The sequence below is a fragment of the Falsiroseomonas selenitidurans genome, from assembly GCF_012103215.1.
GTDB lineage: Bacteria > Pseudomonadota > Alphaproteobacteria > Acetobacterales > Acetobacteraceae > Falsiroseomonas > Falsiroseomonas selenitidurans.
Window position 1 is genome coordinate 23,159 of record NZ_JAAVNE010000013.1, and the last position, 26,103, is coordinate 49,261.

23 protein-coding genes are annotated in these 26,103 nt (G+C 73.4%); 8 read left to right on the top strand and 15 right to left on the bottom strand.

Translation table 11 applies throughout. From position 1 onward, the window contains the following. Window positions 1-62: 62 nt before the first annotated feature. The 3 genes from HEQ75_RS29035 to HEQ75_RS10005 are packed head-to-tail and all read right to left on the bottom strand — an operon-like array spanning window position 63 to window position 3,045. The gene (locus tag HEQ75_RS29035; protein ID WP_168029878.1) at window positions 63-1,571 is read right to left on the bottom strand and encodes a S8 family peptidase; all 1,509 of its coding nucleotides are present in this window, start codon (window positions 1,569-1,571) and stop codon (window positions 63-65) included. A 9-nt stretch (window positions 1,572-1,580) separates the two neighbouring features. Beyond that, a complete protein-coding gene (locus tag HEQ75_RS10000; protein ID WP_168029880.1) occupies window positions 1,581-2,531 on the bottom strand; it encodes a hypothetical protein in 951 nt (316 codons plus the stop codon). Between the two features lie 55 nt (window positions 2,532-2,586). Further along, entirely contained in the window at window positions 2,587-3,045 is a 459-nt protein-coding gene (locus HEQ75_RS10005; protein WP_168029882.1) for a hypothetical protein, read from the bottom strand. A 106-nt stretch (window positions 3,046-3,151) separates the two neighbouring features. Between HEQ75_RS10005 and HEQ75_RS10010 the strand changes: the two genes are divergently transcribed. After that, window positions 3,152-4,381, top strand: a complete 1,230-nt coding sequence (locus tag HEQ75_RS10010; protein ID WP_168029884.1) for a YcaO-like family protein — start codon at window positions 3,152-3,154, stop codon at window positions 4,379-4,381. A 44-nt stretch (window positions 4,382-4,425) separates the two neighbouring features. Continuing rightward, window positions 4,426-6,468 (top strand): BTAD domain-containing putative transcriptional regulator, encoded by a 2,043-nt coding sequence (locus tag HEQ75_RS10015; RefSeq protein WP_168029886.1) that lies wholly within the window; start codon window positions 4,426-4,428, stop codon window positions 6,466-6,468. A gap of 36 nt (window positions 6,469-6,504) precedes the next feature. Here the strand turns inward: HEQ75_RS10015 and HEQ75_RS10020 are convergent, their stop codons facing one another. From HEQ75_RS10020 to HEQ75_RS10030, 3 genes are read right to left on the bottom strand one after another with little or no spacing between them, the layout of a single operon-like run. After that, a complete protein-coding gene (locus HEQ75_RS10020) occupies window positions 6,505-6,945 on the bottom strand; it encodes a hypothetical protein (protein ID WP_168029888.1) in 441 nt (146 codons plus the stop codon). Between the two features lie 25 nt (window positions 6,946-6,970). Next, a complete protein-coding gene (locus tag HEQ75_RS10025) occupies window positions 6,971-8,458 on the bottom strand; it encodes a peroxidase family protein (RefSeq protein WP_168029890.1) in 1,488 nt (495 codons plus the stop codon). After that, window positions 8,382-9,449 (bottom strand): sulfotransferase family 2 domain-containing protein, encoded by a 1,068-nt coding sequence (locus HEQ75_RS10030; RefSeq protein ID WP_168029891.1) that lies wholly within the window; start codon window positions 9,447-9,449, stop codon window positions 8,382-8,384. Before HEQ75_RS10030 ends, HEQ75_RS10025 begins: the two co-directional genes overlap by 77 nt. Before the next feature lie 104 nt (window positions 9,450-9,553). Between HEQ75_RS10030 and HEQ75_RS10035 the strand changes: the two genes are divergently transcribed. The 4 genes from HEQ75_RS10035 to HEQ75_RS10050 all read left to right on the top strand — a co-directional run bounded on the left by HEQ75_RS10035 (window position 9,554) and on the right by HEQ75_RS10050 (window position 13,740). Beyond that, window positions 9,554-10,846: a sulfotransferase family 2 domain-containing protein gene (locus HEQ75_RS10035; RefSeq protein ID WP_168029893.1), complete on the top strand. Its 1,293-nt coding sequence runs from the start codon at window positions 9,554-9,556 to the stop codon at window positions 10,844-10,846. A gap of 111 nt (window positions 10,847-10,957) precedes the next feature. Next, window positions 10,958-11,746 carry a tellurite resistance TerB family protein gene (locus HEQ75_RS10040; RefSeq protein WP_168029895.1) on the top strand — a complete coding sequence of 263 codons (789 nt, stop codon included), beginning with the start codon at window positions 10,958-10,960 and terminating at the stop codon, window positions 11,744-11,746. A gap of 69 nt (window positions 11,747-11,815) precedes the next feature. Then, entirely contained in the window at window positions 11,816-12,892 is a 1,077-nt protein-coding gene (locus tag HEQ75_RS10045) for a mandelate racemase/muconate lactonizing enzyme family protein (protein ID WP_168029897.1), read from the top strand. After that, a complete protein-coding gene (locus tag HEQ75_RS10050; protein ID WP_168029899.1) occupies window positions 12,889-13,740 on the top strand; it encodes a sugar phosphate isomerase/epimerase family protein in 852 nt (283 codons plus the stop codon). Before HEQ75_RS10045 ends, HEQ75_RS10050 begins: the two co-directional genes overlap by 4 nt. Here HEQ75_RS10050 and HEQ75_RS10055 read toward each other — a convergent pair. Beyond that, window positions 13,730-14,461: a maleate cis-trans isomerase family protein gene (locus HEQ75_RS10055; RefSeq protein ID WP_168029901.1), complete on the bottom strand. Its 732-nt coding sequence runs from the start codon at window positions 14,459-14,461 to the stop codon at window positions 13,730-13,732. The genes HEQ75_RS10050 and HEQ75_RS10055 overlap by 11 nt on opposite strands. 177 nt (window positions 14,462-14,638) lie before the next feature. On the opposite strand from HEQ75_RS10055, the gene HEQ75_RS10060 reads away from it, so the two are divergent. Together HEQ75_RS10060 and HEQ75_RS10065 are read left to right on the top strand one after the other, a co-directional pair. Then, window positions 14,639-15,373, top strand: coding sequence for an SH3 domain-containing protein (locus tag HEQ75_RS10060; RefSeq protein ID WP_168029903.1), 735 nt, complete (start codon window positions 14,639-14,641; stop codon window positions 15,371-15,373). Between the two features lie 65 nt (window positions 15,374-15,438). Continuing rightward, on the top strand, window positions 15,439-17,106 hold the full coding sequence (locus tag HEQ75_RS10065) for a thiamine pyrophosphate-binding protein (RefSeq protein ID WP_168029905.1): 1,668 nt from the start codon (window positions 15,439-15,441) through the stop codon (window positions 17,104-17,106). 7 nt (window positions 17,107-17,113) lie between these two features. Here HEQ75_RS10065 and HEQ75_RS10070 read toward each other — a convergent pair whose 3' ends face one another. The 8 genes from HEQ75_RS10070 to HEQ75_RS10105 form a co-directional block, all read right to left on the bottom strand. Next, on the bottom strand, window positions 17,114-18,205 hold the full coding sequence (locus HEQ75_RS10070) for an isocitrate/isopropylmalate dehydrogenase family protein (RefSeq protein ID WP_168029907.1): 1,092 nt from the start codon (window positions 18,203-18,205) through the stop codon (window positions 17,114-17,116). Next, the gene (locus tag HEQ75_RS10075; RefSeq protein ID WP_168029909.1) at window positions 18,196-18,888 is read right to left on the bottom strand and encodes a GntR family transcriptional regulator; all 693 of its coding nucleotides are present in this window, start codon (window positions 18,886-18,888) and stop codon (window positions 18,196-18,198) included. Before HEQ75_RS10075 ends, HEQ75_RS10070 begins: the two co-directional genes overlap by 10 nt. Before the next feature lie 345 nt (window positions 18,889-19,233). Beyond that, complete coding sequence (locus tag HEQ75_RS10080; protein WP_168029911.1) at window positions 19,234-21,180, bottom strand: NADH:flavin oxidoreductase; 1,947 nt, start codon at window positions 21,178-21,180, stop codon at window positions 19,234-19,236. Next, window positions 21,181-22,158 (bottom strand): Bug family tripartite tricarboxylate transporter substrate binding protein, encoded by a 978-nt coding sequence (locus HEQ75_RS10085; protein WP_168029913.1) that lies wholly within the window; start codon window positions 22,156-22,158, stop codon window positions 21,181-21,183. A gap of 119 nt (window positions 22,159-22,277) precedes the next feature. Next, entirely contained in the window at window positions 22,278-23,246 is a 969-nt protein-coding gene (locus HEQ75_RS10090) for an ABC transporter ATP-binding protein (protein WP_168029922.1), read from the bottom strand. After that, window positions 23,243-24,253, bottom strand: a complete 1,011-nt coding sequence (locus HEQ75_RS10095) for an ABC transporter ATP-binding protein (protein WP_168029924.1) — start codon at window positions 24,251-24,253, stop codon at window positions 23,243-23,245. Before HEQ75_RS10095 ends, HEQ75_RS10090 begins: the two co-directional genes overlap by 4 nt. Further along, window positions 24,243-25,094, bottom strand: coding sequence for an ABC transporter permease (locus HEQ75_RS10100; protein WP_168029926.1), 852 nt, complete (start codon window positions 25,092-25,094; stop codon window positions 24,243-24,245). The genes HEQ75_RS10095 and HEQ75_RS10100 overlap by 11 nt, the downstream gene beginning before the upstream one ends. Then, window positions 25,094-26,098, bottom strand: a complete 1,005-nt coding sequence (locus tag HEQ75_RS10105; protein WP_168029928.1) for an ABC transporter permease — start codon at window positions 26,096-26,098, stop codon at window positions 25,094-25,096. The genes HEQ75_RS10100 and HEQ75_RS10105 overlap by 1 nt, the downstream gene beginning before the upstream one ends. Window positions 26,099-26,103 lie beyond the last annotated feature (5 nt).

Consider the following 26,103-nt stretch of genomic DNA (forward strand, 5'->3'; position numbering starts at 1 on the left):
TTGTTCTCTCCCTTCGACATGGCGGTGTCCTGGCCCGGCAGCCGGTCAGGCCAGTGCGGGCGTCACGTCAGCCCCTGGGCCTCCTGGATGGCGCGGAGCAGGTTCAGCCGGCCGAATCCGGCATGGTTGTTGCGGCCGTTCCGGTAGGGGTACGGCCCGATGCGGTCGGCGGTGCGGCACAGCAGGTCCCGCACCTGGTCCTCCCGCAGTTCGGGACGGGCGGAGAGCACCAGCGCGCAGGCCCCGGCCACCAGCGGCGTGGCGGCCGAGGTGCCATGGAAATCCGCCCGGTAGACCCCGGGGCCCGTACCGCCCGGGCGGACGGAGGTGGTCAGGTTGCGCATGCCGGGCGCGGCCAGGCCGACGGTCGGGCCATGGCTCGTCGCCCAGCGGGTGACATCCGGATCGTTGAAGGTCTTCACCCGATCCTCCGGCGTGCTGGCCCCCACGGTCAGGACCTGCGGCAGCGAGGCGGGGAAGCCGACCGGCCCGCCATCATTGCCGGCCGCGACCACCACGACGCAGCCGCGGCCGCCACGCCCCCGGGTCCGCGCCTGCTCGATCTCGGCCGCAATGTCGGAGGAGGGCATGCAGAACCAGCTGTTGCTCAGCACATCGGCCCGGCCGGTCTGCCAGGCCCAGCGCAGGCCGCGCCACAGGTCGTTGGTATCGATCAGCGCATCCTGGTCGCTGGCAAAGCTGCGGCCGATGCGCACCGCCACCAGCGCACAGCCGGCCGCCACGCCGCGGATACCGATGCCGTTGCCGCCCACCGCCGCCGCAAGCCCGGCACAGGCCGTGCCATGCGTGTCCCAGCCATAGGGTTCCTGGTAGCCGTCGCCGTCGATTGCATCGAAGGTCGCCGCCACGGCGGCGGCCAGGTCCGGGTGTCCGGTATCGACGCCGACATCGAGCACGGCGATTCGGATCGCCGGATCGCCGCCGACCAGCGCCTGTGCCTCCAGCGCCTTGATCTGGCTCAGCGCGTATTGGTCCCTCAGCATCGGGTCCGGCCCGCCGCCCGGAAGCCGCGGGCCGGCGCCGCCGCCGAGCAGCACGAAGTTCGGCTCCGCATAGGCCACGGCGGGATCGGCCGAGAGGCGCCGGCAGATGGCGAAGACATCCGCCGCATCAGGGGCCCGGGCCAGGATGCGGGCCGTGTCCTGGCGCAGCGGCACCAGGCGGTGGCGCTGCAACAGCGGCGCCGGATCCGCGTCCCCCCGCATGGCGAAGATCACGCGCTCCGTCGGCACCACCTGCGCCGTGCCGAGGCGGAACACCGGCAGCGCGCGCGCGACCTCCGGCTGGCGGTCCAGCGCAGCGATCGCCGCGGCGGGCGCCGGCGCGCCGACGGCCTGCGGCAGCAGCGGCAGCAGCGTCAGCCGCTGCTTCGGCACCTCCCGCCGCGCCGCGAAGGGCTGCAGGCCGGGCACCGACGCAACGGCGCGCGCCCGCCCGCTTTTCGGCGGCGCATCGTGGAAGCGCAGGGCAATGGCCGTGGGGTCGAGCGGCAGGCGCACGCGGCGGCCGAGCGCCGTGTACTGGTAGGACATGGCGTCGATCCCCCGCACCGTCTGCTGCTATTGCGCGGCCTTGCCGATGGCCTGGATCTGGGCATCGAGCGCCGAGAGCGCGCCGAAGGCGCTCGACCAGCGATCCACCGGCTTGTTGGTCACGTCCGCGCCGCAGACCGGATGCAGGGCCAGCGTGCCCTCCTCCGGCAAGGGAAAGAGCTGCACCCGGTCGGGGTCGATGACGGTCAAGGTGGCGAGGACGTCCGGCGTTGCCGCCCGCGAGCCGCGGATCTCGAGTCGCACCGACATGCAGGTCGGCACCGGCCAGTAGGCCGCCTTCCGGGCCTGCGGCTGCTGCAGCAGCGCCGCGAACTCGACGCGTGTGATGCTGCCATCCGCGGTGACCGGCGGCCCGGCCCGGGTCACGCTCCAGCGGTAGCAATCGCCCGAATCGGGCACGCTGCGCGGCTCGGCGCCGATCATCGCAGGGCCGGCGAGGTCGATGTAGAAATCCGGCAGCGCCACCGCGGCGCAGGGCCCCTGCTGCCGCGCCGGCGGCGTGACGCGGTCGGCGCTGAGCAGCCCGCCGCCGAGGCGCAGGCCCGTCGCCACCACGCTGCCGATCTGGTTGATCCGCGTCACGGTCTGGTCTGTGAAGGTGTTCCCGACCGTGAGCGGAATGGCCGTGTTCTCGAGCGTGCTGATCGCCAGGACGTTGCGCGAGGCGAGATCCTGATACGGCCGGGCGCGGAAGCGCAGGCTGCCGGGCGTGGGCAGCGCGGCGATGCGGTAGCTGCCCGCGGCCGCACCCGGGGCCCGGTCGCGGCTCACCGCCAGACGGGTGATCGGCAGGGCGATGGGCAGGCTGCCCTGCTCGGCAGCGGCCACGGCGTCGGCGGGGGCGGTGACGGGGCCCTGCGGCTCCAGCACCACGGCGGATTGGCCGCAGCCGGCCAGGGCCAGAAGGGGAAGCAGGCCGGCCCGAAGCCCCGGGCTGCCGGCGATGGCGTTGCGCATGATGGATTCTCTCCTCGGCCCGCATCGGGGCCTGCCCAGGCTGCCTGCCATCCCGTCAAGGCAGCGTGAGGCGCGCGTGACCGGGCATGTGCCATTCCCCGATCCAGGGTTGCTGCGCCGCGCGGATGCGCCAGCGCAGGCCGGCCGCGAGCCGCCCCGCCGCGATCAGCCGCAGGGCCGGCGGGCTGCCGATCAGCCTGGCGAAGCCGCCCGCCGCGCGCCACCGCCCGGCGATCCGCAGGCCGGGCGACCAGTGGCCCAGCAGCTGGAAGAGGATCCCCGGGCGCTGCGGGGGCGCAGCGACGCGCTGCCCCAGCAGGGTCTGGCGCGGCGCCAGGCGCGGCGGCGCCGCGTCGGCGCCGGCCGCCCCGGCCAGGGCGATCGCCAGGGTGAGGCCCCCGGGACCGAAGCGGGAGACGATGAGCCAGGCATCCACCGCGCGGCGGTGGCGCTTCGAGCCGGGTGCGACGACGAGACGGCCGCGCATGGCGACGACGAAGCCATCAGGGGGCATGGGCAGGACCTGTGCGGTGTCCTTTTCCCTCGGCCAGGGCGCGTGAGCCCTGCGTGATTTGCCGCTCCTGCGCTAGGCTGAAGGCACCGTGGCGAAGGGAGGGCGCGTGGAACTGCCGCCGCAGGCCCTGTCGGAGGCCATGGCCCGGCTGCAGGGCGGGGGCGCCCCATCAGAGGGCGCCGCGGGCGGGCGCCGGCTGCTCGCCTGGCTCGGCTGGGAGGCGCCGGTCGAGGAGTCGCGCCGGCTGGACCGCATTGCCCTGCTGCGGGTGGCGCTGCTGTGCCGGCCGGTCTTCGGCCTCGTGCTGCCCAGCCGGCCCGGCCTCTGCGCCATCGGCGCCCGGCTGGACCTGGAGTCGGCAATCGGGGAGGCGGGCCTGCCGGTGCTCGGCGCGTCCGGGGTCGGGCTCACCCCGGGCCGCGCATTCGCCGCCTGCATGGGGGAAGCGGCGGAGCGGCTGGCCCAGGTGGAACGGCCGGAAGACCGCGACGGCGGGGACATGGTTGCGCTGTGCTCCTGGCAGGGTGAGCCGGCGGGGGACTGGCCGAGGGACCTGGTGTTCCGGCGCGCCGCAGCACGCCGCACCCTGCAGCCGGCCGCGCCGCTCAGCATCGGCTGCGCCGCCGGGCCCTGCTGGCCCTCGGCGCGGCGGGCCGCCCTGCTGGAGGTGATCGAGCGCGACGCGGTGGCGCTGTGGTGGCGCGGCGGCATCCCGGCGACGCGCCTCGCCGCGGACCATCCCGCCGCGCGCGCCGCCACCGCCCTGCTCCGAGAGGGCGGTGGCGTGCCGGCGGCGGGGGCCGAGATGCTGCTGGACCTCACCACCGATCTCGGCGTGCCCACCGTCGCCGCCATCGCCTTCGATGGATCGGGCAGCGGCTTCCTCTGCGGCACCGCCGCCGGGCCGCTGCTGGAGGAGGCGGCGCGCGCGGCGGTGATGGAGCGGCTGCAGAACGAGCTGGCCGTGGCCCTGGCCGCGGCGAAGCGGCAGGAATTCGGCGCATCGGCGCTGGGGCCGCGTGACCGGGCGCATCTGCTGCGCCACGCGACGGTGACCGCCGAGGCCCTTCCGATCATCGCCGCCGCGGCGGCGCCCCGCGGCCCTGCCCCGCCCGGCCCGGATTTTGCCGCCATCGCCGGCCGGCTGCAGGCGCGCGGCCACGCGGTGCTGGTGCACGACCATCGGCGCGCGGTGCCCGGCATCCCGGTGAGCCGCGTCCTCGCCACCGGCCTGGCCTGCGAACCCTCCACCGACCTGCCACCGCGCCTGGCCGCCGCGATCGCGCGGACCGGCGGCGGGCCAGGCCACCGAATGCGGGTTTCCCTGTTCGCGTGAAGCCTCCTACTCTGCAACGGTCTCTTACGGTGGGCGGGAGTCGCATGGAGGACGCAGCCGTCATCAGCGAGGCGCCGCCCGGCGCGCAACCGGATGGCGCGCCGCTCACGCTGATGCTGTTCGGGCCGCTGCGCCTGCTGCGCGGGGCGGAGGAGTTCCGCTTCCGCAACCGCAAGGCGCGCGCCGTGCTGGCCTGCCTCGCCCTGGCGGAGGGCCAGGAACTGACCCGCGAGCGCATCGCCGGGCTGCTCTGGAGCGAATCCGCCGAGGACAGGGCGCGTGCCTCGCTGCGACAGGTGGTGCACGAGATCCGGGAGGTGCTGCCCGCCGGCACGCTGCGCGCGGATCGCATGACCGTGGCACTGGAACCCGGCCGCATGCGCCACGACCTCGCCCCGCTGCTGGCGCTGCTGGCCGAGCGGCGGATCGATCCGCGGCTGCTCGACACGGCGGGGCTCGTCGACCAGTTCCTCGAGGATCTGGAGGATCTCGATCCGGCCTTCGCGGAATGGGTGCGGTCGCGCCGTGCCGCGCTGCAGGAAAAGCTGGTGGCGGAGTTGGAGGCGATGCTGCGGTCGGCGCAGGGCGCGCGGGGCCGCGCCGCTGCCCGGGCGCTGCTGAACCTGGATGCGACGCATGAGGAAGCCTGCCGGCGCGTCATGCAGGATGCGGCGCGGGAAGGCGACGTGGCTGGCGCACTGCGGGCCTATGAGGCGCTGTGGAACATCCTTGACCAGGATTTCGACATGGAGCCCTCCCCCGCGACGCAGGCGCTGGTGGCGGACATCAAGTCGGGACGGCTGCCGCCCGCGCTGCCCAGCGCCACGCCCCCGGCCGCCGCCCCCGCGGCGGAGCCGGACGGGTCGCGGATGGCGCTGCTGATCGAACCCTTCGTCGTGCATGGCGTGCCGGAGGGGCGCGTCTACCTGGTGCACGGCTTCCGCCATGACCTGATCGCCTGCCTGGTGCGATTCCGCGAGTGGTTCGTGGTGGATGGCGGCGAGCTTCCGGCGGCGGCGGCGCGGTCCTGGCGCGTCTCCAGCCGCTACGCCATCAGTGCCGTCGCCTATCAGGCGGGCGACCGGATCAGCCTGGTGCTGACGATCCGCGAGGCCGACAGCGGCGTGGTGATGTGGAGCGAGCGGTCGGACCTCGACCTGGCAAGCTGGGCCGAGGCGCAGCGCAGCCTGGTGCGCAGCATCGCCACCTCGCTGAAGGGCAAGGTCTCCGCCGCGCGGCTGGCGAACCTGCCGCTGCACCGCGGCGCGGCGCTGTCGGCGCATGACCGCTGGCTGCTCGGCCAGTCCGTCATGCGCGGGTTCCGCGGCGACCGTTATGCCCGGGCGCGCGAATTGTTCGAGGAGGCGATCGCCGAGGATCCGGATTTCTCGCCCGCGTACAGCAGCCTGGCGCAATCCTACAATGGCGGGCACATCGCCAATCCTGGCAGTTGGCGCAGCCGCGCGACGGAAGCGAAGGCCCTGGCCCTGGCGCGCCGGGCGGTGGAGCTGGACCCGCTGGATTCCCGGGCGCATCTGGTGATGGGCTGGTCCCTGGCGATGTCCGGCCAGGGCCCGCTGGCGGTGCCGCACATGCGCCGCGCCACGCAGCTCAACCCCTATGACAGCTGGACGCTGGTCTCCGCCTCGCTGTTCCACGCCTTTTCCGGCCAGCATGAGGAGGCGCGGCGCCTGGCCGATGCGGCGCTCGACATGTCGCTCGTCGTCTCACCGACGCTGTGGGGCTACCAGGTGGTGGTCGCCTATCTGCGCGGCGACGATGCGGCGACCATCGAGGCCTGCGACCGGGCGCAGGATGTCATCCGCACCCTGCCGGCCTGGCGCGCCGCCGCGCTGTGGAATCTCGGCCGACAGGAGGCGGCGCGGGCGGCGGCGGCGCGATTCTTCAAGATGGTGCGCGCCGCCTGGGTCGGGTCCGCGCCGGCGGAGGAGGAAGCGATGGCGCGCTGGCTGCTGCACCAGTATCCCTTCGCCGAAGCCGCCTCCTGGGAACGCCTGCGCCGCGGCGTGGGCGGCGCAGGCATCCGGGCGGAAGGGCTTCGCTTCGGCGCCTGGTACGGCGACTGACCGCACGGGCGCCGACGCCGCCATCCGCAGCGGGCGCTATTCGCAGTGGGCGATGGTGTAGTCGCCGATCCGCCGCGCCTGCAGGCGCAGCTTCTGCTCCGGCGTCGCCTCCTCCTGCGTGCCGTCGATGGGGTCGGGCTCGTAGAAGTCGGGCAGCCCGTAGGTCGAACCCGGCTGCGTCAGCCGGGCCTCCTTGGCGCGGATGAGGTCCGCCGGCGGAATGCGCAGCACCATCTCATTGGCGCGGTAGTGCACGACGGTCAGCGTGTCGACATGCGCCGGGATGTTCGGCCCGGCGCCCAGCGCCACCAGCAGGTCGCGCAGCTCCTCGATCGTCCTCGGCACCGGATGCAGCGTGCCGTTGGTGTAGATGCTGTCCTGCGTCGACCAGCTCTTCACCAGGTTGCCGAGGATCTCCCAGTTCTCGACGGTCATGGTCTCCAGCGTCGGTGCGGCGGGGGGGGTGGTGTCGCCCATGGTGGCGTGCTCCTTCAGGTTGCGGTCAGAGGAAGGCGGGGTCTGCGGCCTCGAGGCCGTGCTCGCGCGCGACGAAGCGGATCAGCGCAGGCATCATGGCCTGATCCGGCAGCCGGTCCGCAGCGACGGTGATGCCAAGCGCCCCGGCCAGCGCCAGCAGCGCCGGGCGGAGCGCCGGCTCCGGCCACTGCCCGGGCTGCTCGCCGGGCAGCGGGTCGCCCAGCATGGCGCCATAGAAAGTCTCGGCGAGAAGGATGGACCCGAGCGGGCCGAGCCTTGCGCCGCCATGCGTGTGCTCCGCCTCGAACAGGACGTAGAAGGGCAGCGGCGGGTCCGCCGCCAGGCTGGCGATATCCGCGGCGGGCAGCGGGTCGAAGCGGTTGCTGCGGGCGGCCAGCCAGGCGGCCAGCGCCGCGTGCCGGTACGCGGCATCGGCCAGGGGCTGGTCGTCGAAGGCATCGGTCCAGCCCTTCCGCGCCGCCTGCGCCGCGATCGCGTCATGCAGCGCGTCCACCGACCAGAGCGGCACGGTGGCGGCGCTCGCCAGATCCTGCATGGCCAGGCCATGGCCCGGCGCGGGGCCCTCGAACAGCTCGGGGTTGATGAGGGCGGCGATGTAGCGGGGCTTGATCAGAAGGCTGCGATTTGCCGCAGGCGTCGGGGCAAGCCCGTCGAAGAAGTCGCTCCAGCGGATGATCCAGTTCGCGCCGAGCGGCATCTGCGCCGCGCCGCGCGCGCTGGTCTGCCGCAGCGCCGCCTTGATGCCGTGCCGCGCTGCCGCGTTGATGCGGTATTCGGGGCGCACCATGCTGTGCGCCGCGCGCATGGCACCGTGCGAGAATTCCAGCGCCACGCCGGGCAGCGACCCGGGGCAGGCGCTGTCGGGGTCCAGCAGATCCGCCGCCGTCGCCCGTCGGTAGCGGTCCTGCACCGGGCCGTGCAGCAGCCGGGCCAGCAGGTCGTCGCGCAGGATGCGCCGGTAGACCAGCGTCGTCGCCGCCCTGGCCCAGGCGAAATGCGGCTCCCGCGCGCGGTCCGCCGGCCCGGCCGCCCGGCCGCCGGAGGACAGGCCGAGAAACGCGTTGTGCACCAGGTGCCAGAGCGCCGTCATCTGCGCCAGGATCGCGTGGTCCTCGTTGCGGGGATCGCAGATCAGCGGGTCGGTCAGCGGCGGCGCCGCGGCGTCCGTGGGGCCGGAGACGCGGGCGATGTCGCGCTGCGGCGCCGGCCCCGTCGCCCCCGCCGGGCGCCTCATCGGGCCGAGGCGCAGCGCGCTGCGGGTGATGTCCCTGGCATCGTCCGGCGCATAAGCGTGCGGCGAGGCGAAGGGGCCGAGCCCGTACAGCGTGTCCAGGCGCAACCGCGCCATGCGGCCGTTGCGGGCGGCGACCCGCCCCTGCGGCATCTGCCAGAACGGCGTCGGCGTCTGCACGCAGTCATGCGCCGCGAGTTGCAGCAGGTAGGTGTAGCCGGAGGGGATCGCCGGATTGCCCTCCCGCTCCAGGTCCGGCATGGCCGGGTGCAGGATGCGGGCCAGGCGCCACAGCGTGGCAAGGGACTCCGGATCGGTGCCACGCCGGCTGCGTTGCGCGGCATCCGGTGTCGCCAGAATGTGCCGGTAGCCCTCCAGGCCGGCGATGTCGACGGACGGCGCCGCGCCGGCCGTCCGCATGGGGCAGGTTGCCCAGGCATTTCCCCCATGCGCTCGTGCCATGCCCGATCACTCCGCCCGATGGCGGAGACAGGATCACGCGGCGCGTGAGTCCATCGTGATCGGCCGCGGCCGATGGGCGGGCGGGCGGGTCAGAAGGCGTAGCCGCCCCATTCCAGCTCCTCGTGGACCGCGCCTCCACGCAGCGCCGGAGGTCGGCATCGTAATAGGCGCGGTAGGGCGCATGGGCGCCGCGGTTGCGGTGCGGCAGCGCCAGCGGGCCGAGGCCGATGGCCTGCGTCACGGCGGCGAAATCCTCGGCCAGCCGCTCGAAGCGCATCAGCCGGTTCAGCTCCGCATCCAGCGCGCCGCCGGGCGTTGTGCGGATGAAGTCGCGCAGGGTGGCTTGGCGTGCCACCAGGTCCAGGAAGGCGGCGCGGTCGAAGCCCTGCACCTTGCCGGCGGCGACGCGGTGCGGCGAGAAATAGGCGCTGACCAGGCGCTCGAACGGGTTGCGGATGGTGGCGAACTTGTAGAGGCCGGCATACAGCGCCTGCGGCAGCGCCTGGCGGTAGTCGCGCAGCCGCGCATGCTTGACGGTGCCGAAGCGGTCGTTGCGGATATCGAAACGCTCCGTTCCGTCCTGCGAGCCGCTGACGGTCTTGCAATCCTCGGAATAGGGCAGCAGCGCCTCGGCCACGGAATTGCCGCCGGACTTGCCCCGATGGACGAACAGGAAGGCGTGCTGGATCGAGATCACGGGCGTCCTGCGTTCCTTCCATGGGCCGGTGGCCTGCCTGGCCAGGGGCCGGCACGCCGCCCCGTCGGGCAAGGCCACTCCGTCGAAATGCAACCCTTGCGTGCTATGCACCGGATCATTTTCAACTATGATGCAGCTTCGGTCAACGCCATGCCCGCCCCCGGCCGGCATTCCACCCACGGCAAGGTTCCAGGCCCGTGCAGCCGAAGCTTTTCCACCTGCATGTCTCGAAATGCGGCGGCACGTCGCTCAACGCCCTGCTGGACCTGCAGGCCCATGCCGAGCGCGCGCGGCCGGCCGGCGCCTTCTCCCGGCAGCTTCGCCAGCGCGGCGTCCAGCGCGTGGACATCGCCTGCCTGCAGGACCCCCTGCTGCGGCCGCAGATCGTCGAGGCGGTGCAGGAGAGCATCGACTGGTTCGACATCCTGCACGGCCATTTCGACCTCTCCCCCTGGCTGTCGGGGGAGGACACGGTCTTCACCGTGCTGCGTGAGCCGGCACGGCGGGCGCTGTCGCAATTCCATGACTATCGCCGCCTGGCACCGCACGACTATGCCCACAAGGCGGAGGACTGGCAGGCGGTGCATGAGGCCGCGCGGGGCGATGGCGGCTTCGCGCCGTTCCAAGCCCGCTGCGCCGCGCTGAGCCCTTTCCGCAGCATGTTCGAGGATCACCAGTGCCGCGCCCTGACGCAACATGAGGTGCCCCAGGCCGAATTCGATGCCATGCCGCCGGCGGCACGGGCCGAGGCGGCCTGGCGGACACTGCAATCCCGCTGCACCCGCTTCGGCGTGCTGGAGGAAGTGGACGGCCTGCTCGGCGCCCTGGCGCGCGACCAGGGATGGTGCCCGCCGGACCCCCTGGCGGTCAGCAACCGCGCAACGCCGGAAGGCGAGGACGACCCGGCGGGGCTGGCCAAGGCCGAAGCCATCACCCAGGGCGACCGCATCCTCTACGACCGTGCGGTGGCGGCGCTGCGCGACCGGCCCGGTTCCGCCTACACCATCGCGGAGTTCGAGGCGGAGTTCGCCGCCGCCCGCCTGGCCGGGCTCTCGCCGGCGCGGATCGGCGCGGAGCATGTCTTCGACATGAACATGCCGCTGCCGAGCCGCGGCCTGCATGGCCGCGACGCCGCCGGCACGCGGGATTGCTGCCGCTGGGTGGGCGCCCGGGCGGAGGCGCTGGTCTACCTGCCGGTGCCGGGGCCGGGCGCGCGGCTGACGCTGCGGCTGTACAACAAGGGCTGGGTCGATCCGGCGCTGCGCGCCGCGCTGACCGTGTCGGTGGATGGCGTGCCGGTGCGAACCAGCCCCGAGCCGCGGCGCGAGGTGGCGGAGGCGCTCCGCTTCCAGGCCACCAGCCGGCGCGGCTGGATGCGCATCGGCCTGCATTGCGCGCGGGCGATGACGGATGCCGAGGCCGGGCATGCCGGGAGCGATGGCCGCCGCAAGGTCTTCAACCTCTGGCGCTGCAGCTACGAGATCGGCTGAGCCCCGCGGCCTCGGCCGACGCACCGCCTGATGCCGCGGATTTGGCGCCGGTGCCTTCGGGGAATGCCCGGACGCCTTGCGAAAGCCCCCCCGCATCGCAAGATCCGGCCCATGATCGACGCCAAGGCCCTGCTCGAACGTTTCCTCGGCCCGCAGCCGAGCCACCCCGGTGCGGCCGGCGGCCCGCCGGAGCGGTCCCTGCCCGCCGCCCCGCCCGGCGCCTCTCCCTGGGGCAGCGCAACCGGCGCCGGCGGTGGCCTGGCGGAGGCCGCGCGCCAGGCGGTGGGTCGGGCCGGGGGCCTTGGCGGCATGGGCGGCTTCGCCGGCGGGGCGGCGGCCGGCGGCCTGCTGGGCCTGCTGCTGGGCGGCAAGAAATCCCGCGGCGGCAGCCTGCTGAGCCATGGCGGCGCCGCGGTGCTCGGTGCCCTGGCGCATCGTGCCTGGCAGAACTGGCAGACCGGCCAGGCACCCGCCACCGCCCCCGTTGCCACCCCGCAGGACCAGGCGGAGCCGCGCTTCCTGCCGGCGGCCGCCCCGGCCGCGGATGGCGGCCCCTTCGAACTGGCGCTGATCCGCGCCATGATCGGCGCCGCCCGGGCCGATGGCCATGTGGATGCCGAGGAACGCGCCCGCATCTTCGCCCAGGTGGAACGCGCCGGGCTCGACGCGGAGGCCCAGGCCTTCGTCTTCGATGCGCTGGACCAGCCGATCGGCGTGACGGAGGTCGCCGCCGCGGCGCGCACGCCGGAACAGGCCAGCGAGCTCTACCTGGTCTCCCGCCTCGCCGTGGATCCGGACCACCCGGCGGAGCGCGCCTACCTGGCCGCCCTCGCGCACCGGCTGAAGCTGGCGCCAGACCTGGTGCAGCATCTGGACCGGCAGGTGGACGCGGCGGGCTGAACCGCCCCCATCTCGTCCGCGGCCGCCCCTGCTGCCAGACTGGGCGCGTCGAGGCGGGGGATGGGCGCGATGAAGATCACCGGGGTTGAGACGCACCTGCACCGCAGCGCCTTTACCTACGGCGCCGGCGCGCAGGGCGGCGGCGGCAATCTGCGGCTTTCGGCCATCGACACGCTGCTGGTGCGGGTGGCGGTGGAAGGCGGCCTGCATGGCTGGGGCGAAGGCTTCGGCTTCACCCTGGCGGCCACGACGCGCGACGCGGTGGAGCGGCTGATCGCCCCGGCCTGCCTGGGCCAGGATGCGCGCGACATCGCCGGGATCGGCGCGCTGCTGCATCGGCGCTTCCACAATTTCGGCCGCAACGGGCCGGTGGGCTTCGGCATCGCCGCCATCGACATCGCGCTGTGGGACATTGCCGCCAAGGCCGCGGGCCTGCCGCTGCACGCGCTGCTGGGGCCGGCAGGCCGCCGCCAGGTGCCGGCCTATGCCAGCCTGCTGCGCTATGGCGATGCCGAGGCCGTCGCGCGCAACACCGCGCGGGCCATCGGCGCCGGCTATCGCCGCATCAAGCTGCATGAGGTGGACATGGCCTGCATCCGGGCCGCCCGCGCCGCCGCGCCGGCCGAGGTGCCGATCATGCTTGATGTCAACTGCGCCTGGTCGGACCCCGCCGCGGCGCGCGCCTTCCGCGAGGGCGTCGCCGGCATGAACATCGGCTGGTTGGAGGAGCCGATCTGGCCGCCGGAGGATTTCGCCGCGCTGGCCGCCCTGCGCGCCCTGCCCGGCTGCCCGATCTCGGCCGGGGAGAATCTCGGCGGCCCGGTGGATTTCGCCCGGGCCTTCGCGGCCGGCGCGGTGGATGTGGCGCAGCCCAGCGTCACCAAGCATGGCGGCCTCTCCGGCCTGCGCGAGGTGCAGGCGCTGGCGGCGGCGGCCGGCGTGGCGGTGGTGCCGCACAGCCCCTATTTCGGCCCCGGCCTGCTCGCCACCCTGCACTGGCTGGCGGCGGCAGAGGAAGCAGCGCCGATCGAGATCTACTTCGCCGACCTCGCCACCCCGCCCTATGGGGCGGCGCTTGCCGTGCGGGATGGCCAGCTGGCGGTGCCGCAGGGCCCCGGGCTGGGGCTGGAGCCGGTCGGGCTGTGAGCGGGGCCCTGGGCGCGCCGGAGCGCGCATGGCTGCGCCGGCTGGCCATCAGCCTCTACGGCGCGCCGCCGGACCTGCCGGTGGAGGATTTCTGCGCCCTGCTGGCACGCCACGGCATCGGCGGCATCGGCCTGACGCCGCCGGTCTTCGCCGCCCTGGCGCCGGAGGCCATCGCGGCGATGCTCACCCGGCACGGGCTGCGCGCCGCCTCGCTGAACTCCGCCGGCTACCTGCTGCACGCCGACCCGGCCGAGGCCGCCGCGCAGGCGGCGCTGGAAGCGCGGCTGCTGGCCACGGGACGGCTGCTGGGCGCGCCGGTGAACGTCATCCCCGGCGGGCTGCTGCACACCCGGCCCGGGCCGGGCGGCGCCGATCCGGCGGCGCTGCGGGCCGCCACGCGCCGCGCCCTGGCGGGGCTGGCGGCGCGGGCCGATGGCGCGGTGCTGGCGCTGGAGCCGATGCACCCCATGGCGCTCGGCCTGCGCAGCGTGCTGAACCAGATCGACGCGGCCCGGGCCGCGCTGGCCCCCCTGCCCGGCTTCGGCCTGACGCTGGACCTGTTCCATTCGCATTGGGATGCGGGGCTGGAGGCGCTGCTTGACCAGGCGCCGGGCCTGCTGCGGGTGGTGCAGATCTGCGGCGTGGACCTGCCGGCGGATGGCGGCCCGCCGCGGCGCGCCGCGCTGGACCGCGGGCAGGTCGATGTCGGTGGCTTCCTGCGGGCGCTGGACGCGGCGGGCTATGGCGGGATGCTGGAATACGAGGTGTTCTGGGACGCCATGGGCCGTCCCGCCGCGGAGGATCTGGTGCAGGACGCCGTGCGCGGCTTCCTGAGCCTCAGGGGATAGGCGCCGGCAATTCGCCCAGCAGCCGGCCGACGCCGGCAATCGGCGCGGTTTCGCCGAAATGCCGCAGCAGCGCCCACATCCCCGCCTGGTTGGTGGTGACGATGGGCTTGCCCAGCCGCGCCTCGATGGCCTGTGCAACGCCCAGGCAGGGCATGTTGCCGCCGGGCATCAGCACCGCCTGCGCCTCCGGGTGGTCGGCACCGCAGGCCAGTTCGATGATCGCCGCCGGCGACATCTCGGCGATGGCGAAATTGTCGCGGAAGCCGCCGAAGCGCGTCGCCACGGTCGCAAGGCCGCAAGCCGCCAGGTAGTCCAGGCTGGCGGCGGCGATCTCGGCCGGGAAGGGCGCGGCGAAGCCCACCCGCGTCACGCCCAGCGCCGCCAGCGCGTCCAGCACCGTCTGCGCCGCCGTGAAGGCCGGGGCGCCGTGGCACCAGCCCTGCATCTCCTGCCGGATCTGCGCATCCCACGCCCGGCCCAGCCAATAGCTGGCCGCGGTCTGGCACAGAAGCACGGCGTCGACGCGCGCATCGGCCAGGCTGGCGCTGGCGCGGCGCAAATCGGCGAGTTGTTCCTGCATCCCCGCCGCATCCAGCCGCGTCATCGTCAGCCGTGCGAAGTGGAAGGACAGGTTCGGCGGCATGAAGGCCGGGTAGTCGCGCTCGACGGAGGTGTTGGAGGACGGGATGAGCATGCCGATCCGGCGCCAGGGGCGGGCCATTTTCAGCGGCTCTGCAAGGCAACGGGGTGGGGCATGGGCGGGGGAGATCCTGGCGCGGTGGCAGCCAGGGTGCCGGGGCCGGCTTCGCCCCGCAACCGGGCGATGCGCCCGCGCAGCGGAACCTTCCGAACCGCGGCGCGTCCTGTCTGCTGCAACCGCCAGCCAGGCCCCCGATTCATGCGCCCGCGCGCCGTGCTCCCCATCCTGCTGATCCTCCTCCCGCTCGGGCTGCTGGGGGCCGTCGCGGCGGCGATACTGGGCCGTGGCGAAAGCGCACAGGAGGAGGCTGCGGCCCAGGCGGCGGCCGAGGCCGCCTCGGGCAGCCCGGCGGAACGCGCCGTCGCGGCGTTGCGCACGCATCTGGAGCGCACCGGGCAGGCCGGCGTGCTGGTCGGCCCCAAGGTCTTTGCGCTGGAGACGCCGGGCCAATGGGCGGTCTGCGCGCATCTCGACTCGCCACAGGGCCCGGACCTGGTGGCACGGGTGATCCCGGCCAGCGGCCGGTTCGGCGCCGGCGGCCGGGAGCCGATGGTGGTGCTGGAGGACGCGCCCGGCCTGTGGCGCGGCGGCACCCCCGGCATGCCGCGGCAGCGCTACTGTGGCAGCCCGGCGCCGACGCCCCGGCTGGCAGCGCCCGAGGCCGCGCCCGGCCTCACGCCGGCCGCCGCGCAGGAGGCGCCGCCGCCGGCGTCCGCCACGGTGGAGGAGGCCGCGGCGACGCCGGGCGTCACCGTCATCAGCCCGGTCCGCGTCCGCGCCGGCCCCAGCGGCGAGGCGGAGATCCTGTGGGTGGCCGAGCGTGGCCGCGCCTTCTCCGTGCTCGGCCATGCCCCCGGCGGCTGGGTGCAGCTGGGTGAAGGCAGGGAGCCGGCCGGCTGGGCGCATTCAAGCCTGCTCGAACCGACGCTCTGACCCCCGGGCGGGCTCGCCTGCGCCCGCCCGCCGCGCCAGACTGCCCCCGACCAAGGGGGAACACGATGAACGGCGCCGAATTCCTGGCGAGGAGCCTGAAGGCTTCCGGCCAGACGCATCTCTTCTTCGTCGATGCCGTGCTGCGGCGGACGCTGCTGGCGATGGAGCGCGTCGGCGTGCAGCCCGTGCTGGCGCATACCGAGAAGGCCGCCGCCTACATGGCGGACGCCTATGGCCGAATCGCCGGCCGACCCGGCGTGGTGGCGGCGCAGTCGGTCGGCGCGGCCAATCTGGCGGCGGGGCTGCAGGATGCCTGGCTCGGCCGCAGCCCGGTGCTGGCGCTGACCGGCCACAAGCCGAACGACCACCAGCAGCGCAACGCCTACCAGGAGGTGCCGCACGCGCCCCTCTTCGCGCCCATGACCAAGCATGCGGCGCGGGTGGAGACGGCGGCGGACCTGCCGCGGCAGCTGCGCCAGGCCTGGGCGGCGGCCACCGCCGCGCCGCCGCGCCCGGTGCATCTCGACCTCAACGGGCTGATGGGCGAATTCGTCGAGACCAGCGATACGGAAGCGGTGCCGGAGGCGCTCGGCGCCACCCTGGCGGCCTGGACGGCGCCGCTGCATCGCCCGGTGGCGGACCCGGCCTCGGTCCGGGCGGCGGCGGCGGCCCTGGCCTCGGCGCAGCGCGTGGTCATCGTCGCCGGCGACGGCGCCGCGCTGTCCGGCTGCGGGGGGGCGCTGCTGGCGCTGGCGGCGGCGCTGCGCGCGCCCATCGCCACCTCGCTCGGCGCGCGCGGTCTGATCGACACGCGGCATGACCTGGCCATCGGCGTGGTCGGCAGCTACGCGGCGCCGCCGGCCAACCAGGTGGTGGCGGCGGCGGAGCTGGTGCTGTTCGTCGGCTGCGACACAGGGGACCAGGTGACCCATGCCTGGCGGGTGCCGCGCCCCGGCGTGCGCGTGGTGCAGATCGACGCCGACCCGCTGGAATTCGAACGCAGCTACCCGGTGGAGGTGGCGCTGCTGGGCGACCCGCGGGCAACGCTGGAGGCGCTGCTCGAGGCCCTCGGTCAACCCGCGCGCGACGGCGCGCTGCTGGCGGAGGCCCAGGCGCTGATGGCGGCCTGGCGCGCCGCGGTCGCGCCGCGCCTGGCCAGCGAGGCCAGCCCGATCGACCCGGCGCGGCTGGCGGCCGAGATCACCCGCGCCCTGCCGGCGGACGGCATCCTGGTGGCGGATACCGGCTATTCCGGCATCTGGACCGGCACGCTGGTGGATCTGGCGCCGGGGCAGACCTATCTCCGCGCCGCAGGCTCCCTCGGCTGGGCCTTCCCGGCGGCGCTGGGGGCCAGATGCGCGGCGCCGGGGCGCAAGGTGGTGTGCTGGTCGGGCGACGGCGCGCTGTACTACCACCTGACGGAGCTGGAGACGGCGAAGCGGCGCGGCATCGCCGTGGTACTGGTGGTGAACAACAATTCCGGCTTCGGCCAGGGCTGGCCCAACTACCTGAAGCAGGCCGGCAACCGGCCCGTGGCGGCGGAACAGGTGCTGCGCTTCGGCCCCACCGATTTCGCCGCCATCGCCCGTCAGTTCGGCCTGCGCGGCATCCGCGTGGAACGGCCGGGCGACATCGCCGCCGCCCTGGCCGAGGCCCTGACGGCGGAGGAGACGGTGGTGGTCGATGTCGTCACCGACATCGACAGCCGCGCGCCGGAACCCTGGACGCCCTGACCGGGCTTCAGCCGGGAATCTCGGCGGCGATGGCGCGCGCCACCTCCGCCGTGCCGCTGCCGCCGAATTCGGCGCTGCGCAGCCCGCCGCGGAAGGCGGCATCCACCGCCGCCTCCAGCTCCGCCGCGGCGTCGCTCCAGGCCTGGCCGGCGCCCTCCGCCCCCAGCCAGTCCAGCATCAGCGCGGCGGAAAGGATCATCGCGGTGGGGTTGGCGATGCCCTTGCCGGCGATGTCCGGTCCGGTGCCGTGGCTCGGCTGGAACACCGCGTGGTCGTCGCCGATATCGGCGGAGGGCGCATAGCCCATGCCGCCGATCAGCCCTGCGCCGAGGTCCGACAGGATGTCGCCGAACATGTTCTCGGTCGGCAGCACGTCGAAATCCCAGGGCCGCCGCACCAGGTCCAGCGCCATGGCGTCGATGTAGTGGGTGGCGGCCGGCACCTCGGGGAAGGTCTGGGCCACTTCCAGGAACACCTTGCGCATGAAGGCGAAGCCGGTGAACACATTGGCCTTGTCCACCAGCGTCACCGTCTGCTTGCGGCCGAGCCGCGCGGCGCGGCGCTCCGCCAGGCGGAAGGCGAAGCGGGACAGGCGCTCGGTCGTCGCACGGGTGATCACCATGGTGTCCCGCGCCTCCCGGTCCTCGATGATCTCGCCGCGGCCGCGGGCGGCGAACAGGCCTTCCGTGCTTTCGCGCAGGATCACCATGTCGATCTGCGCGGCGCGCGCATCGGCCAGCGGCAGCTTCACGCCGGGGATGGCGCGGATCGGCCGCACCCCGGCATAGAGGCCGAGGCGGAAGCGCAGGTCGAGCTGCGGCGCGATCTCGGTGCCGTCCGGGTAGCGGATGCCGGGCCAGCCCATGGCGCCCAGCAGGATGGCATCGGCCTGCCGCGCCCGTTCGAACACCGGCTCCGACATCGCCGTGCCGGTTTCCTGGTAGGCGAAGGCGCCAGCCTGCAGCGATTCCGTCGACAGGCCGAGCCCATGCCGCCGCACCAGCTTGCCCAGCACGCCCATCGCAGCCTCCGTCACCTCCACGCCGATGCCGTCCCCCGGCATCACCGCGACGTGGACGCTGTTGCTTTTCAGACCCATGCAAGGCCGCTCCGTTCGATCAGGGCAATCAATTCGCTGCCGCCACGCCGGCGGTGGCGGTGGAACATCTCCCGCGCCGCATCGCCATCGCCGGCGGCGATCGCCTGCATGATGGCGCGATGCTCGGCGGTGGAGGCGGCGGGCAGCGGGCGCATGTTCAGCGTGAACATCCGGGCGCGGTGCGACTGGTCCCAGACCTGCATCGCCATGGCGGCCAGGCGGCCATTGCCGCACAGCTCCACCAGGCCGCGGTGGAAGGCCTCGTCGGCCGCCGCCCAGGCACGGCGATCCTCCGCCGCCAGCGCGGCCTCCATCGCCGCGCAGGCCTGGTGCAGCGGCGCCAGGGCGGCGGCGGGCAGGCTGCGGCGCGCCAGCAGCTCCGCCGCCGTCGGCTCCAGGCTGGTCAGCACCTCGTAGATCTCGCGCATGTCGGTGGCGGAAATCGGCAGCACGCGCATGCCGTGGCGCGGCGTGATGGACACCAGCCCTTCCTGCTCCAGCCGGATCATCGCCTCCCGCACCGGGGTGCGGGACATGCCGAGCAGCACGGCGAGCTCCGCCTCCAGAAGCTGGGTGCCGGGCGGCAGGGCATCGTCCAGGATCATGGCGCGCAGGCGCTGATGCGCGTCACCGGCGGCGGTGGCGGCGCGCGGTCGGGCGGGCGCCTCCAGCGGGGCCTGCATGACGATCCCTCCGGAGGGTGGCGGATTCAATAACGCATGCATTGTTTGCCGCGCTGCCCCGGAGGCGTCAAGGCCGGCTAGAGCCGGTTCACCGCCAGCGAAGACGGTGAAACGGCTCCAACGCATTGTCTCGACGCATTTTCCGAGTCGTCTTGCGAAGCCGCAAGGCTTGAAAATGCCCCAGAACCTGTGAACAGTTGGGGGTCGGGATGCGGCCGGCGAGGGATTATTGGTGCTGGGCAGGAAGACAGCGCAGCCGATGGCTATCCGTCGGCGAGCATGGCTGACGCACCCGGCGCGGAAAAGCACCGCCGGACGCGCCCGCAGCCCAAACGTCAACAGGCCCTAAACCGCCTCCCCCGCCCATTGGCCGTCCCGCACCGCGGAGATCATCAGCCGCGGCGCCTGGGCATCGCCAATGCGCAGCACCGGCAGCCCTGCCGCCTGCAAGGCGGGCGCCAGCGCCAGATCGGGGCGGCGCGGGGTGGACCAGGTGAACAGGGCCACGCCCGGCACCGCCGTCTCCGCCCCCGTCAGCAGGTGGCGGAAGCGCAGAACGCCGCCGGCGAAGGCCACCGGCTCCCGATGGATCAGCATCTCGAACCGGTCGCCCGCCGCGGCCAGGCGGCGGTGCACGCCCTGGGCGTAAAGTCCCGGCACGTCGCGGGCGATGCCATCGCGCGGCGTCAGCAGCAGCAGCCGGTCGAAGCGCTGCAGCAGCAATTCGGCGGCGGCGTAGGTGGCGGCGGTGTGGTCGTGGTCGAACAGCACGGCCAGGCCAGCGCGGGGCGCCTGCTCCGCCAGCAGCCCCGCCACCGCCTGGCGCAGGTCGCAGCCGCCGAGGCCAGGGGCGCGCGGCGGGCCCATCGCCGCGCCGGTCGCCAGCACCACCGCCTCCGGCGCCAGGGCCAGCACCTGCGCCGCGCTCTCCCCCTGCGCCAGCGTCACGCCGGCCTGCGCCACGCGCTGCGCCAGATGGTCCAGGAAGCGGCCGATATCGCCGCAGCCCGGCAGCGCCGCATGCAGCCGCGCGGCGCCGCCCAGCGCCGCGCCGCGATGCAGCAGGGTCACCGCATGGCCGCGTTCCGCCGCCACGGCCGCCGCCTGCATGCCCGCGATGCCGCCACCCACCACCACCACCCGTCGCGGCGCTTCGGCACGCGGCGGCGGCGGCGCGGCATCGGCCGCGGTGCCGCCGCGCGGATTGACGCTGCAGGCGATGGTGTTGGCGCGGTCGATCTCCCCCCAGCAAGCATTGCAGTAGATGCAGGGCCGGATCGCCGCCGCCCGCCCCGCCAGCGCCTTGACCGGCCAGGCCGCATCCGCCAGCAGCGGCCGCGCCAGCATCACCAGGTCCGCATCACCCGATGCCAGCAGCGCCTCCGTCATCGCCGGCCCGGCGATGCGGCCGATGCCGGCGAGGGGCACGCCGCCGGCGGCCTGGCGCAGCCCCGCCCAGGCGGCGCGGAAGGGCATCGTCGGCTCGTGCATGTCCGGCGCATGCATCCACAGGCTGGGCCCATGGCTGCCCTGGCTGAAGCAGAGCAGGTCCGGCGGCGTCTCCGCGACGATGGCCGCCGTCAGCCGCGCCGCCTCCGCCGGGTCGATCGAGCCCGGCACGCCGTCATCCGCCGGCAGCTTCAGCCCGATGATGAAGCCGGCACCGCAGCGGGCGCGGATGGCGGAGAGGATGGCGCGGGTGAAGGCGCTGCGCCCCAGGGCATCGCCGCCCCAGCGATCCTCCCGCAGATTGGTCACGGGGGAGAGAAATTGCAGCGGCAGGAAGCCATGCGCCGCCGAGATCTCCACCCCCGAGAATCCGGCGCGCTGCAGCCGCGCCGCGCTGTCCGCATATTCCTCGACCAGCCCTTCCACCTCGGCATCCGTCAGCGCCCGCGGCACGGTCCAGGACGCCGCATCCACCACCGCCGAGGGCCCCACCGCACTCAGCGCCCGGGCGTCGCGATGCGCGTTGCCGGCGTGCCAGAGCTGCCCGAGCAGCGCCGCCCCCTGCCCTTCCACCGCCGCCGCCAGCCGCGCCAGCCCATCCGCCTGCGCCTCGTCCCAGGCCGCGACCCGGGCCGGCACGGCGGCGGAACGGCAGGCGGCCAGCGCCTCCGTCACCACCAGCCCGGCGCCGCCGGCGGCGCGGGCGGACAGATGCGCGACGAGCGCCGGCGTCACCGCCCCGTCGCGCGGCATGCGCGAGGTCATCGCGGCAAAGCCGATGCGGTTGCGCAGCCGCCGCCCGGCCAGGGTGATGGGGTCGGCGAGGCGCGGGAAGTCGGTCATTCAGCCCGCCGCGGCGCCGGAGGCCTCGACCGCGCGGCGCCACTTCTCCAGCTCCTGCCGATGGATCGCCGCCGCCTGCTCCGCCGTGGTGCCGGTGACGGTGGCGCCGAGCTGCGACAGGCGCGCCTGGATCGCCGGCTTGGCGAGGGAAACGCGCACCTCGGCCGACAGCTTCTCGATGATCGGCGCCGGCGTGCCGGTGGGGGCGAACAGCATCACCCAGGCGCCGGCATCGAAGCCGGGCACGGTTTCCGCCACCGCCGGCACATCCGCCATCAGCGGCGAACGCTGCGCGCCGGTCACCGCGATGGCGCGCAGCTTGCCCTCCGCCAGGAAGCTCGGCACCGTCAGGATGCCCTCAATGCACATCTGCACGTCGTTGGACATGATGGCCTGCAGCGTCACCAGCCCGCCGCGATAGGGCACATGCGTCGCGTTCAGCCCGGTGGCCGCCCGCAGCATCTCCATCGCCAGATGGTTGGTCGCACCAATGCCGGAGGAGGCGTAGTTCAGCTTCCCCGGATTGGCCTTGGAATGGGCCACCAGCTCCGCCAAGCTGTGCACCGGCAGGCTGGGGGAGACCACCAGCACCTGCGGGAAGGTCACCATGTGCACCACCGCGGCGAAGTCCCGCTGCACATCGTAGGTGAGGTTGCGCAGCAGGGCCGGGCCGATCGCCATGTTGCCGGGCGAGCCGACGAGGAAGGTGTCGCCATCCGGCCGCGCCCGTGCCGCGATCTCCGTGCCGATGCTGCCGCCGGCGCCGGTACGGCTTTCCACGATGAAGGGCTGGCCCAGCCGCTCCGTCAGGTCCTGCGCCACCAGCCGCGCCACCACATCCACGGCGGAGCCGGGCGTATAGGGGAAGATCAGCCGCACCGGACCGCGCGGCCAGGCGGGTTGCGCCAAGGCGGGGGTTGCCAGAAGCCCGGCCGCCGCCAGGCCCAGGCCGCGCCGACCGATCGGGAATGTCCTCATGGCCTTGTCTCCTCCATGCTGCCGCTTCGCTGGCGGCTTGTGTGGCAGGAGGGTGCGGCCGCTTGCCCAGCCGAGGCAAGGCTGGCGCAGACAGGCAAGGGCTCAGTCGCGCCGCGGCATCACTCCGCGAAGTGGCAGGCGGCCGCCTGGCCCGGCCAATCCGCCCGCAGCGCCGGATCCTGCTGCGCGCACAGCGCCTGGGCGCGCGGGCAGCGGGTGCGGAAGCGGCAGCCGGAGGGCAGGTTGGTCGGGCTCGGCGGCTCCCCTTCCAGGGAGAAGGTGTCGGTCACACGGGCGCCGCCGATGCGCGGGATCGCCGCCAGCAGGGACTGCGTGTAGGGGTGGCGCGGCGTGGCGAAGATCCGCGACGTCTCGCCGATCTCCACCACCCGGCCGAGATACATCACGGCGACGCGGTCGCAGATCATCCGCACCACCGACAGGTCGTGCGAGACGAACAGGTAGGTCAGGCCGAATTGTTCCTGCAGCGACAGGAACAGCTTCAGGATCACCGCCTGCACCGAGACATCGAGCCCGGAGGTCGGCTCGTCCAGGATGACCACGGAAGGCTTGAGCGTGAGGATGCGCGCCAGCCCGACACGGCGCTGCTGCCCGCCGCTGATTTCATGCGGGTAGAGGTCCAGATGCGTCTCCGGCAGACCGACCGCGGCCAGGATCTCACGCACCCGCGCCTCGCGCTCCGGCTCCTTCAGCGCGGTGTGGACGATCAGCGGTTCATGCAGGGAGGCGCGGATGGTCCAGCGCGGGTCCAGCGAGGCGCCGGGGTCCTGGTAGCAATATTGCAGATGCTGGCGCAGGCCGCGGCTTTCATGCGGGCGCAGGCGCGCGATGTCCTGGCCCTGGAACATCACCTCCCCGGCTGTCGCGGTGTGGATGCCCATCAGCGTCTTGCCGAGGGTGGATTTGCCGCAGCCGGACTCGCCGACGATGCCGAGGATCTCGCCCGGCTGCACGGTGAAGGAGACATCGTCCAGCGCCCGCAGCCAGCCGATGCGGCGCTTCCACAGATTGCGCACGGGGAAATACTTGCGGAGGTCGCGCACCTCCAGGATCGGCGCGGCACTCATGCCTCGGCATCCGTCAGCCGGTGGTGGCAGCGCACGACATGGCCCGGCCCGGCCTGTTCCGGCGGCGGCCGCTGCGCAAGGCAGACGGCGGAGGCGCGCTCGCAGCGCGGGTTGAAGCGGCAGCCGGGGGGTGGGTCGATCAGGCGGGGGATCTCGCCGGGAATGCCGCGCAGCCCGGTCTCGGCGGAGGGCAGGCTGTCCAGCAGCTTGCGGGTGTAGGGGTGACTGGGCCGATTGAAGAACTCGGCGACCGGCGCTTCCTCAACCTCCTGCCCCGCATACATCACGGTGATGCGGTCGCAGATCTCATAGGCAGCGCCGAGGTCATGGGTGGTGAACAGCACCGCGACGTTGTGTTCCCGCGCCAGCCCCTTCAGCAGCTTCAGGATCTGCGCCTGCACCGTCACGTCCAGCGCCGTGGTGGGCTCGTCCGCGATGACCAGCTTCGGCTCCGGCAGCAGTGCCATGGCGATCATCAGCCGCTGGCGCTGCCCGCCCGAGACCTCGTGCGGGTATTTGCGCAGCAGCGCCTCCGGGTTCGGCAGCTGCACCTGGCGCAGCATCGCCACCACCCGCGCGTGATCCGCCTCGCGGCGCGCGCGGCCGGTGGGCGGGTTGGCGGTGCGGGCCAGCGGCGACTTCCAGCGCATCAGATCGGCGATCTGCGTGCCGATGGTGAAGACCGGGTTGAAGGCGGTGGAAGGGTCCTGCGGGATATAGGCGATCTCCCGCCCCCGCACCTCCGCCGCCAGACGGGCCTCCGGCAGGTCCAGCAGGTTGCGGCCGCCGAAGGTCACGCGGCCGGAATCGATGCGCGCCGCATTGGGTGGCAGGATGCCGAGGATGGCGCGCGCCAGCGTGGTCTTGCCGCAGCCGGATTCACCGACCAGGCCGCGGATCTCGCCCGGCCGGATGGCGCATTGCACGCCATCCAGCACCCGCGCGATGCCGGCATCCGAGGCGAAGGAGACGCGCAGATCCTGCACCGCGATCAGGTCACCGTCCACGGGAAGCCCGCCGCAGCCGGGGGTCGAGCACGTCGCGCAGGCCGTCGCCCAGCAGGTTGAAGCCCATCACCACGATGAAGATCGCCAGCCCGGGAAAGGCCGCATACCACCAGGCCATGGGCAGGTACTCCCGGGACTCCGCGATGGTGCGCCCCCATTCGGGTGTCGGTGGCGGCGGGCCGAGGCCGAGGAAGCCGAGCGTCGCGGCGGTGAGAATGGTGCCACCCATGCCGATGGTGGTGCGCACGATGATGGAGGAGGAGATGGAGGGCAGGATGTGCAGCACCATGACGCGGAAGGGCGAACAGCCCAGCGCGATGGCGGCCTCCACGAAGGTCTCCTTCTTGCAGGACCGGGTCTCGGCATAGACCAGCCGCGCCCAGAAGGGCCAGTAGGTGACCGACAGCGCCAGGATGACGTTCTCGATGGAAGGGCCGAGGGTCTGCGCGATGGCGATGGCCAGCACGATCTGCGGCACGGCGAGGAACACGTCGGAGCCACGCATCAGCAGGTCGCTGCCCAGGCCTTCGTAGTAGCCGGCGACGAGCCCGATCGGCACGCCGATCAGCACCGCGACGAGGATGGCGACCACGGCGATGGTCAGCGTGATGCGCGCGCCGAACAGCAGCCGCGAATAGATGTCGCTGCCCATGCGGTCCGTGCCCAGCCAATTGTCCGGGTTGGGCGGGCTGAGGCGGATCCCGGTGTGGAACTCCGCCACATCGGCCGGGTGGGTGGACAGGATCGGCGCCAGGATGGCGGCCAGCACCACCACCAGGATCAGCGCCAGCCCGAACATGGAGGCGCGATCCTCCGCCAGCTTGCGCAGGACTTGTCGCATCAGCGGGTCTCCCGCGGGTCGATCAGCCCCTGCAGGATATCGACCACGAGGTTCACCACGATGAACATGGTGCCGGCGACCAGCGTGAAGCCCATCACCGCGTTGTAGTCGGAGTTCAGGATCGAATTCACCGCGAAGAGACCAAGGCCGGGCCAGTCGAACACCGCTTCCACCACCACGGCACCGGCGAGCAGGATGCCGAAGATCAGGCCGATCTGCGTGACGGTGCCGATCAGCGCGTTGCGCAGAACGTATTTCCACACGATCTGCCAGCGCGGATAGCCCATCGCCGTCTCGTACAGCACATAGCTGCTCTCCAGCGCGTTCAGCACCCCGGCACGGGTGAAGCGCACGATGGTAGCGGCCGCCGGCAGCGCCAGGGTGGCGACCGGCAGCACCATGTGGTGGAAGGCATCCAGAAGCGTTTCCATGTCCCAGTTGATCAGGGAATCGATGACGTAGAAGCCGGTGATCGGCTCCGGCCCCCAGCCCTCCACGCGCCCGGTCAGCGGCGTGATGCCGAGTTGCATGGAAAAGAACAGCTGCAGCAGGATGGCGAACCAGAAGCTGGCGATGGCGAGGCCGGCGATGGTCACCAGCCGCAGCGCGTGGTCGATCCAGGAATTGCGCTTGAGCGCCGCGACCACGCCCAGCGGCACGCCCACCAGAGTCGCCACCACCACTGTCACCAGCGTCAGTTCCAGCGTTGCCGGCAGCCGGCTGAGCAGATCCTCCGAGACCGGGCGGCCGGTGTAGATGCTGCGGCCCATGTCGCCGGTGAAGATGGATTGCACGTAGCGCAGGAACTGGATGTGCAGCGGCTGGTCCAGGCCCAGCCGCTGGCGCATCTCCGCGATGGTGGCGGCGGAGGCGTTCTCCCCGGCCGCGAAGGCCGCGGGGTCAGCCGGAATCACGTGCGAGATGAAGAAGACGATCGCCAGCAGGCCGAGCAGCGTGGGGACGAACCACACCATCCGGTTGACGACAAGGACAAGGATCCTCACCGGGC